This window comes from Azospirillum sp. B506, from assembly GCF_000333595.1.
Lineage (GTDB): Bacteria > Pseudomonadota > Alphaproteobacteria > Azospirillales > Azospirillaceae > Azospirillum.
The window spans coordinates 1-10,343 of record NZ_BADK01000016.1; the positions used below are offsets into that span (position 1 = coordinate 1).

The following is a 10,343-nucleotide window of genomic DNA, read 5'->3' on the forward strand; positions in this document are numbered from 1 at the left end:
ATTTGACCGGCAAAATTTTCCCAGCCGCCCGGCAGAAGATTCCCAGCGGCCGGCAAGCCTTGCCCACCGACCGCGGCCAATCGGTCGCAGCCGATCAGGTCGGGACCGATGTGATGGCGCTGGGCACCACCGGCAGCACGATGCTGGTGTCAGGCATCGAGACGCTGACGGGCGGCAGCGGCCGTGACGTCGTAATCCTGGATTCCGGCGGCGCAACCTTGACGGTCCAGAGCCTGGAGACCGTGACGGGCGGGGTTGGCACCGATGTGGTGACGTTGGGCACCGCCGGCGGCACGATGCTGGTGACCGACATCGAAACGCTGACCGGCGGGGGCGGCTTCGACGTCGTCATCCTCAGCACTGGTGGGAACACTGTGCTGGTGTCGGCTATGGTCACGCTGACCGGCGGGGCCGGCACCGACGTCGTCACGCTCGGCACGGCTGGCGGCACGCTGATGCTGTCGGACTTCGAGACGGTGACCGGCGACAGCGGCATCGACGTGGTGACGCTCGGCACGGCCGGGAACAGCCTGCTGGTGTCCGGCATCGAGACGCTGACCGGTGGGGCCGGCACCGACATCGTCACGCTTGGCACTGCTGGCAGCACGCTGCTTGTGTCCGACATCGAGACGCTGTCCGGCGGGCGCGGGACTGACGTGGTGACGCTCGGCACCGCCGGCAACACGCTGCTGATGTCCTTGATCGAGACGCTGACAGGGGGGGCCGGAACAGACTTTGTGACGCTGGACAGCGGTGGTTCGACGCTGCTGGTGAGCGGGCTGGAGACGTTGACCGGCACCGATGGCACCCATGTGATCACGCTGGGCGGTACCACCGGCTCCACCATGACGGTGTCGTCGCTGAAAAGCCTGACCGGTGGGGTCGGGACTGATCTCATCACGCTGGGGTCCGTCGGCAATAGCTTTTTCGTCTCGCAGGTGGAAACCCTGGTCGGCGGGATTGAATCGGACGTCATCACGCTGGGCTCTTCGGGAAACACCAGCGTGGTGTCCGGATTGGAAACCCTGTTCGGCGGCAGCGGCACCGATGTGATCACCCTGGGCGATGCCGGCAATACGATAGCGGTCTATTTGGTTGAAACCGTCATCGGCGGCGCCGGAACCGACTCCGTCCTGCTCGCCAGCGGTGGCATGCGCTACTCCGTGTCGGGTGTGGAAGTCATCTCTGCGGGCAGCGCGAACGGCACGTCGATTTTGCAGCTGGGGACACAGGGCAACACCACGACAGTGTCGCTGTTTACAACCATCGTCGGCAACAGCGGCACCGATGTGATCACCCTGGGAACGGCGGGCGTCACCACGAAGGTGGCGGACTTGGAGACGCTGACCGGCGGCGTCGGCACCGATGTCGTCACGCTCGGCAGCGGCGGCAACAGCCTGCTGATCTCTGCTGTCGAGACGGTGATCGGCGGGGCCGCCTCCGATGTGGTGACGCTCGGCAGCGGCGGCGGGACCATGTTGGTGAGGCTGCTGGAAACCCTGATCGGCGGGTCCGGCACCGATGTCATCACGCTCGGCAGCGGCGGCAACAGGCTGCTGGTTTCGAACATCGAAACGTTGACCGGCGGGTCCGGCTCCGATGTGGTGACGCTCGACACCCACGGCAGCACAGTGTTGGTGAGACTGCTGGAAAGCCTGACCGGCGGGTCCGGCACCGATGTGGTGGCGCTCGGCACCGGCGGCAACACCCTGACGGTTTCAGCGGTCGAGACGCTGACGGGTGGGGCAGGCGTAGACTTTGTCACTCTCTACGCCGCTGGCCAGACGATCCTGGTGTCCGACATTGAAAAGTTGTATGGCGGGGCCGGCACCGACGTGGTGACGCTCGGCACCGCCGGCAACACGTTTCTGACCTACCGCATCGAAGCGCTGATGGGAAGCAGCGGCACCGATGTCATATCCATAACCGCCAGCGGTGCGACCTTGAACGTTCAAGGTCTTGAGACCTTGATCGGCGATAGCGCCGTGGAGGTCATCATGCTCGGCGCGGCCGGCAACACAATGTTGATGTCGCGCATCGACACGCTGACCGGCGGGGCCGGCACCGATGTGGTGGCGCTGGGCACCGTCGGCGGCAGGATGCGGGTGTCCGGCATCGAGACGCTGACGGGTGACAGCGGCATTGACGTCATAATCCTGGGCATCGGCGGCGCAACCCTGAGCGTCCAGGGGCTGGAGACCTTGACGGGTGGGGTCGGCACCGATGTGGTGGGGCTGGGCACTGGTGGCAGCACGATGCTGGTGTCCGGCATCGAAACGCTGACGGGGGACAGCGGCACCGATGTTGTGGCGCTGGACAGCACCGGCGCAACCTTGACCGTTCAAGGTCTGGAGACCTTGACGGGTGGGGTCGGCACCGATGTGGTGACGCTCGGCACGGCCGGGAACAGCCTGCTGGTGATCGGCATCGAGACGCTGATCGGCGGCAGCGGCAGTGACGTCGTAATCCTGGATGCCGGCGGTGCAACCTTGGCGGTCCAGGGCCTGGAGACCTTGACGGGCGGGGTCGGCACCGATGTGGTGACGCTGGGCACCGCCGGCGGCACGATGCTGGCGACCGGCATCGAGACGCTGATCGGCGGTGCCGGCTTTGACGTCGTCATCCTCAGCACCGGCGGCAACACTCTGCTGGTGTCGGCAATGGCCACGGTGATCGGGGGAGCCGGCACCGACATCGTCATGCTCGGAACGGCTGGCAGCACGCTGCTGCTGTCGGACTTCGAGACGGTGACGGGTGACAGCGGCATCGACGTGGTGACGCTGGGCACCGCAGGCGGCACGCTGACACTGTCGCAGATCGAGACGCTGACCGGTGGGGCCGGCACCGATGTCGTCATCCTTGCCACCGGCGGCGCAACCTTGACCGTCCAAGGTCTGGAGACCTTGACGGGTGGAGCCGGCACCGATGTGGTGACGCTCGGCGCCGCCGGCGGCACGATGCTGGCGACCGGCATCGAGACACTGATCGGCGGTGCCGGCTTCGACATCGTCACCCTCGGCACCGGCGGCAACACTCTGCTGGTGTCGGCTGTGGTCACGCTGAGCGGCGGAGCCGGGACCGACATCATCACGTTCGGTACGGGTGGCGGCACGCTGCTGCTGTCCGACATCGAGACCGTGACGGGTGACAGCGGCATCGACGCCGTATCCTTGGGCACCACCGGTGCAACCTTGACCGTCCAAGGTCTGGAGACCCTGACGGGTGGGATTGGGACCGATCTGGTGACGCTCGGCACCGCCGGGAACAGCCTGCTGGTTTCTGCGGTCGAAACGCTGACGGGTGGGGGCGGGACCGACGTGGTGACACTCGGCGCTGCCGGGAACAGCCTGCTGGTTTCTGCTGTGGAAATGTTGACCGGCGGCGCCGGTACCGACCTCGTGACGCTGGGCACCGGCGGCTCGACGCTGCTGGTGAGCGCGCTGGAGACCCTGATCGGCACCGGTGACGTCAATGTGGTCACGATTGGCGACCCGGCCGGCACCACCATGACGGTGTCGTGGCTGAGAACCCTGATCGGCGGGGTTGGGAATGACGTCCTTACGCTGGGTTCCGCAGGCAACAGCACGGCGGTCTCGCTGCTGGAAACCCTGGTCGGCGGGAGTGGTGTCGACGCCGTGACCATCAGAACCGCCGGCGCGACCATGCAGGTTTCCGGGCTGGAAACCCTGACAGGCGGTGCCGGTACCGATGTCGTCACCATCGGTACGCTCGGCAGCACCTTGTTCACGAGGCTGCTGGAGACCCTGACCGGCGGGGCCGGAACCGATGTCGTGACGTTCGCCGCCGGCGGTAACACGACATTGGTGTCCGACATCGAGACGCTGACCGGCGGTGGCAACATCGATGTCCTGACGCTCGGCACCGGCGGCAGCACCATGATGATTAGGCTGGTGGAGACCCTGACCGGCGGGGTCGGCACCGACGTCACTACGCTCGGCCCCGGGGGCAACACTCTGTCGGTTTCGGCTGTCGAGACCCTGAACGGCAGTACCGCCGTCGATTTCGTGACGCTCGGCACCGGCGGCAACACCCTGCTGGTCACGGCTGTCGAGACCTTGACCGGTGGGTGGGACACCGACGTCCTGATGATCGGCTCCAGCGGCGCCACGATGCTGGTGAGGCAGTTGGAGACCCTGATCGGCGGTGCCGGCACCGACGTCATCACGCTCGGCATCGGCGGCAACTCAGCCTTGGTGTCCGACGTCGAGACATTGAATGGCGGGACTGGAAACGATGAAATCCTGCTCGGCACCGCTGGCAACACGATTAAGGTTTCCCGCATTGAAGCGCTGACGGGAAACAGCGGCACGGATGTCGTCACGCTCGGCTCTGCCGGAGCGACGCTGACGGTACAAGACATCGAAACCGTCACCGGCGGCACCGGCACCGATGCCATTAGACTCGGCACCGGCGGCAACAGCCTGTTGATGTCGGCAGTCGAAACGCTGACGGGCGGGGCCGGCACCGATGTGGTGACGCTGGGCGCCGGTGGCAACAGCCTGCTGGTCTCCTTTGTCGAAGCGCTCGTCGGCGGGATCGACATCGATTTGGTGACTCTCGGCAGCGGTGGCAACAGCCTGCTGATATCGGCTGTCGAAACGCTGACGGGCGGGGCCGGCACCGACGTCGTCACGCTCGGCACCGCCGGCAGCACGATGCTGGTGTCCGGCATCGAGACGGTGACGGGTGACAGCGGCATCGACGTGGTGACGCTCGGCAGTGCTGGCGTAACCTTGACCGTCGAGGGTCTCGAAACGTTGACGGGCGGGGCCAGGACCGACGTTGTGACACTCGGCACTGCCGGCAACAGCCTGCTGATGTCGGCAGTCGAGACACTGACCGGCGGGGTCGGCACCGACGTGGTGACGCTTGGCGCCGGTGGCAACAGCCTGCTGGTCTCCTCTGTCGAAGCGCTCGTCGGCGGTGCCGCCACAGACGTTGTGATACTCGGCACCGGTGGCAACAGCCTGCTGATATCGGCTGTCGAAACGCTGACGGGCGGGGTCGGCACCGATGTGGTGACGCTTGGCGCCGGTGGCAGCACGATGCTTGCGATCGGCATCGAGACGCTGATCGGCGGGGTCGACATCGATGTGGTGTTGCTCGGTAGCGGTGGCGGCATCCTGCTGGTTTCGGCAGTGGAAACACTGACCGGCGGGGCCGGCACCGACATCGTCACGCTCGGTACCGCCGGCAGCACGATGCTGGTGTCCGACGTTGAGACGGTGACGGGTGACAGCGGCATCGACGTGGTGACGCTGGGCAGTGCTGGCGCAACCTTGACCGTCCAAGGTGTCGAGACGGTGGCCGGTGGAGCCGGCACAGACGTGGTGACGCTCGGCAGCGCCGGCAACACGTTGCTGCTTTCGCTCGTCGAGACCCTGACGGGCGGGGTCGGCACCGACGTGGTGACGCTTGGCGCCGGTGGCAACAGCCTGCTGGTCTCCTCTGTCGAAGCGCTCGTCGGCGGGGCCGCCACAGACGTTGTGACACTCGGCAGCGGTGGCAACAGCCTGCTGATATCGGCTGTCGAAACGCTGACGGGCGGGGTCGGCACCGATGTGGTGACGCTTGGCGCCGGTGGCAGCACGATGCTTGCGATCGGCATCGAGACGCTGATCGGCGGGGTCGACATCGATGTGGTGTTGCTCGGTAGCGGTGGCGGCACCCTGCTGGTTTCGGCAGTGGAAACACTGACCGGCGGGGCCGGCACCGACATCGTCACGCTCGGTACCGCCGGCAGCACGGTGCTGGTGTCCGACATCGAGACGGTGACGGGTGACAGCGGCATCGACGTGGTGACGCTGGGCAGTGCTGGCGCAACCTTGACCGTCCAAGGTGTCGAGACGATGGCCGGTGGAGCCGCCACCGACGTGGTGGCTCTCGGCAGCGCCGGCAACACGTTGCTGCTTTCGCTCGTCGAGACCCTGACGGGCGGGGTCGGCACCGATGTGGTGACGCTTGGCGCCGGTGGCAGCACGATGCTTGCGATCGGCATCGAGACGCTGATCGGCGGGGTCGACATCGATGTGGTGTTGCTCGGTAGCGGTGGCGGCATCCTGCTGGTTTCGGCAGTGGAAACACTGACCGGCGGGGCCGGCACCGACATCGTCACGCTCGGCACCGCCGGCAGCACGATGCTGGTGTCCGACGTTGAGACGGTGACGGGTGACAGCGGCATCGACGTGGTGACGCTGGGCAGTGCTGGCGCAACCTTGACCGTCCAAGGTGTCGAGACGGTGGCCGGTGGAGCCGGCACAGACGTGGTGACGCTCGGCAGCGCCGGCAACACGTTGCTGCTTTCGCTCGTCGAGACCCTGACGGGCGGGGTCGGCACCGACGTGGTGACGCTTGGCGCCGGTGGCAACAGCCTGCTGGTCTCCTCTGTCGAAGCGCTCGTCGGCGGGGCCGCCACAGACGTTGTGACACTCGGCAGCGGTGGCAACAGCCTGCTGATATCGGCTGTCGAAACGCTGACGGGCGGGGTCGGCACCGATGTGGTGACGCTTGGCGCCGGTGGCAGCACGATGCTTGCGATCGGCATCGAGACGCTGATCGGCGGGGTCGACATCGATGTGGTGTTGCTCGGTAGCGGTGGCGGCACCCTGCTGGTTTCGGCAGTGGAAACACTGACCGGCGGGGCCGGCACCGACATCGTCACGCTCGGCACCGCCGGCAGCACGATGCTGGTGTCCGACGTTGAGACGGTGACGGGTGACAGCGGCATCGACGTGGTGACGCTGGGCAGTGCTGGCGCAACCTTGACCGTCCAAGGTGTCGAGACGGTGGCCGGTGGAGCCGGCACAGACGTGGTGACGCTCGGCAGCGCCGGCAACACGTTGCTGCTTTCGCTCGTCGAGACCCTGACGGGCGGGGTCGGCACCGACGTCATAACCGCGGGCACCGCCGGCGTGACGTTGCGGGTGCAAGCCATCGAAACCCTGATCGGCGGGACTGACGTCGATGTGGTGACGCTCGGCAGCGCCGGCAACACGATTCAAATCGACGCCCTAGAAACCATCACCGGTTCTTCCGGTACAGACGTCGTGACCTTGGGGTCGGCCGGCAACACATTGTGGAGCGAGCTGCTTGAAACGCTCATCGGAGGTGCGGGCACCGATGTCGTCACACTCGCCAACACCGGCATCACTGTTCTTGTTTCCGAGATCGAAAGCCTGATTGGCGGTTCGGGCCTTGATGCCATCAGGTTGGCGGATTCCGGCAATACCCTCCTGCTCTCCAATATCGAGACGGTGACCGGCGGAATAGACTCGGATTTCGTCCTGCTCGGCACCGCCGGCAACACGATCCAGATCTACCGCATCGAAACACTCACGGGAAACAGCGGCACCGATGTCATCACCATAAGCTCCTTCGGGGCAACGGTGATGGTTGAGGCCATCGAGACCTTGGCCGGCAGCACCACCGTCGATGTGGTGACGCTTGGCACATCCGGCAACACGACGCTGGTGTCCGGCATCGAGACGCTGACCGGTGGCAGCGGCATTGACGTCGTCATCCTCAGCGCCGCCGGGAACACCTTGCTGGTGTCGGCTGTGGAAACGCTGATCGGTGAGGGCGGCACCGACCTTGTCACGCTCGGCGCTGCCGGCAGCACGATGCTGGTGTCCGACATCGAGACGGTGGTGGGCGACAGCGGGATCGACGTCGTCATCCTGGGTGCCGGCGGTGCAACCTTGACCCTCCAAGGTCTGGAGACCGTGACGGGCGGGGCCGGTACCGATGTGGTGACGCTCGGCGCCGCCGGGAGCAGCCTGCTGGTCTCTGCTGTCGAGACGTTGACGGGTGGAGGCGGCATCGATGTGGTGTCGTTCGTTTCCACTGGGAACACCCTGCTGGTGTCGTCTGTCGAGACGCTGACCGGTGGGGCCGGCACCGACGTCGTCACGCTCGGCACTGCGGGCAGCACGATGCTGGTGTCCGACATCGAGACGGTGACGGGTGACAGCGGCATCGACGCAGTATCCTTGGGCATCACCGGTGCAACCTTGACCGTCCAAGGTCTCGAAACCCTGACGGGTGGGGTTGGGACCGACGTGGTGATGCTGGGCACCGCCGGGAACACTCTGCTGGTTTCTGCTGTCGAAACGCTGACGGGCGGGGCCGGCACCGACGTGGTGACGCTGGGCACCGTCGGCAACACGCTGCTGGCAACCGGCATCGAGACGCTCATCGGCGGTATCGGCACCGATGTCGTCCTGATCGGCAGCGGCGGAGCGACCTTCTACGCAGCCAATATCGAAACCGTCATCGCAACCGGGAAGACACTTCATCTGAGTGGGCTGGAAACCCTGGTCAGTCTTGTGAGCGGCGACATCCTTGTCCTGGGCGATGGTGGCGACACGTTGTCCGTCTCCACGCAATACGTCAGCATTCTCGGTTCCTCGGGAACCGACGTGATCACGCTTGACGGTGACGGCCGCACGGTTTTCGTCGAACGTCTCGAAACGCTGACCGGGTCGAGTGCCGGCGATGCGGTGATCGTCGGAACGACCGGCATCACGCTGTTGGCAACCATGCTTGAGACGCTGACGGGCGGGGTCGGCACCGATGTGATCACCCTGGGCACCACAGGTGGCGCTCTGCTTGTCGACAGGCTGGAGACGCTGAGCGGCGGCGGCGGCATCGACGTGATCACGCTGGGGAGCAGCGGCACGACCCTGCTCGTCGATGCCATCGAGACCGTGACAGGATCTGCGGGTACGGACGTCATCACGCTGGGAAGCGGGGGCGGCACGATCCTGGTCGATCTGATCGAGACGATCGTGGTGGCGCTGGGGCCGAACACATCGCCCTCGGCACGTCCGGGTTGACCGTCTCGGTGTCCGGGATCAGCGCCCTGACGGGTGGGATTGGGACCGACGTGGTGACGCTGGGCACCGCCGGAAATACCCTGTCGGTCTCGGCCGTCGAATCGCTGACCGGTGGGGCCGGCACCGACATCGTCACGCTGGACAATACCGGCGCCACCTTGCTGGTTTCGGTTCTTGAAACGATCATTGGCAGCGTGGCCGTCGACGCGGTTTCGCTCGGCACCGCCGGCAACACCCTGTTTGCAGCCGCTCTCGAAACGCTGGGCGGCGGGGTTGGCACCGATGTGGTGACACTCGGCTCGACCGGCAGCACGCTGCTCATCAACCTGTTGGAGACGCTGGGCGGCGGGGCCGGCACCGATGTGGTGGTTCTCGGCTCCGGCGGCAGCACGCTGCTCGCCAATCTGCTGGAGACGATCACCGGCGGGGCCGGCACCGATGTGGTGGCACTTGGCTCTGGCGGCAGCACACTGCTTGCCAATCTGCTGGAGACGATCACCGGGGGCACCGGCAGCGAATGGATCTTCCTCGGCACGGCTGGCAACACGGTCCTGGCTTCCGGCCTGGATCTCCTGATCGGCAGCATCGGGACCGACATCGTCACGCTGGGGTCGGCGGGCAATACGGTTGTCGTCCGTGGCCTGGAAACCCTGACCGGCGGTGTGAGCACTGACGTCGTCACCATCGGCGATACCGGTACCACAATGATGGTTTCGGGCATCGAGACACTGGTTGGCGGTGCCGGCATCGACGCCATCACGCTGGGCACGGCCGGCATGACCCTGCTTGTCGCTGCCATCGAGACGCTGAGCGGCAGTTCTGGCACCGATGTCGTCACGCTGGGGCAGAGCGGCAGTACGCTGGTTGTTTCTGGCCTGGAAACCGTTCTGGGCAGCCAGGGAACCGATGTCGCCAGCCTGGGGAGTGCCGGCAACACGCTGTTCGTGTCGTCCATCGACACCCTGGTCGGCGGTTCCGGCAACGACGCGGTGACGCTGGGCGATGGCGGCAACACGGTGCTGCTGCGCGGCATCGAGACGCTGACCGGCAACGGCGGCACCGATCTGCTGCTGTTGGGCGACACCGGCAACACCGCGACGGTGTCTCTGTTCGAGACCATCCTCGGCGGCACCGGCATCGACACCATCCTGCTCGGCAATGCCGGCACCACGCTGGCGGTGTCGGGGGTGGAGACGCTGTCGGGCGGGGCCGGACTGGACGTGGTGACGTTGGGGTCGGGCGGCAGCACGCTGGCGACGGTGGCGGTGGAGACGCTGCTCGGCGGCAGCGGCCTGGATGTCGTGACGCTGGGCACCGGCGGCACGACGGTGCGGATCGCCGGCATCGAGTCGGTCACCGGCAACAGCGGGCGCGACGTCGTCCAGCTGTCGGACGGCGGCGGCACCTTCGTCGTCAACCTGCTGGAGACGCTGGTCGGCAGCTCGGGCAGCGACGTGGCGGACTCTAGAGGTCCCCCGGGACCGAGCT

The 10,343-nt window shown here is 66.3% G+C and carries 2 protein-coding genes; both read left to right on the forward strand.

Annotation, left to right across the window (positions count from 1 at the left end):
* Nucleotides 1-59: 59 nt before the first annotated feature.
* The gene (locus I71_RS00515; RefSeq protein ID WP_148294106.1) at nt 60-8,855 is read left to right on the forward strand and encodes a calcium-binding protein; all 8,796 of its coding nucleotides are present in this window, start codon (nt 60-62) and stop codon (nt 8,853-8,855) included.
* An 8-nt stretch (nt 8,856-8,863) separates the two neighbouring features.
* Nucleotides 8,864-10,343 (forward strand): calcium-binding protein (locus I71_RS00520; RefSeq protein ID WP_148294107.1); only part of this gene is annotated, 1,480 nt, incomplete at its 3' end.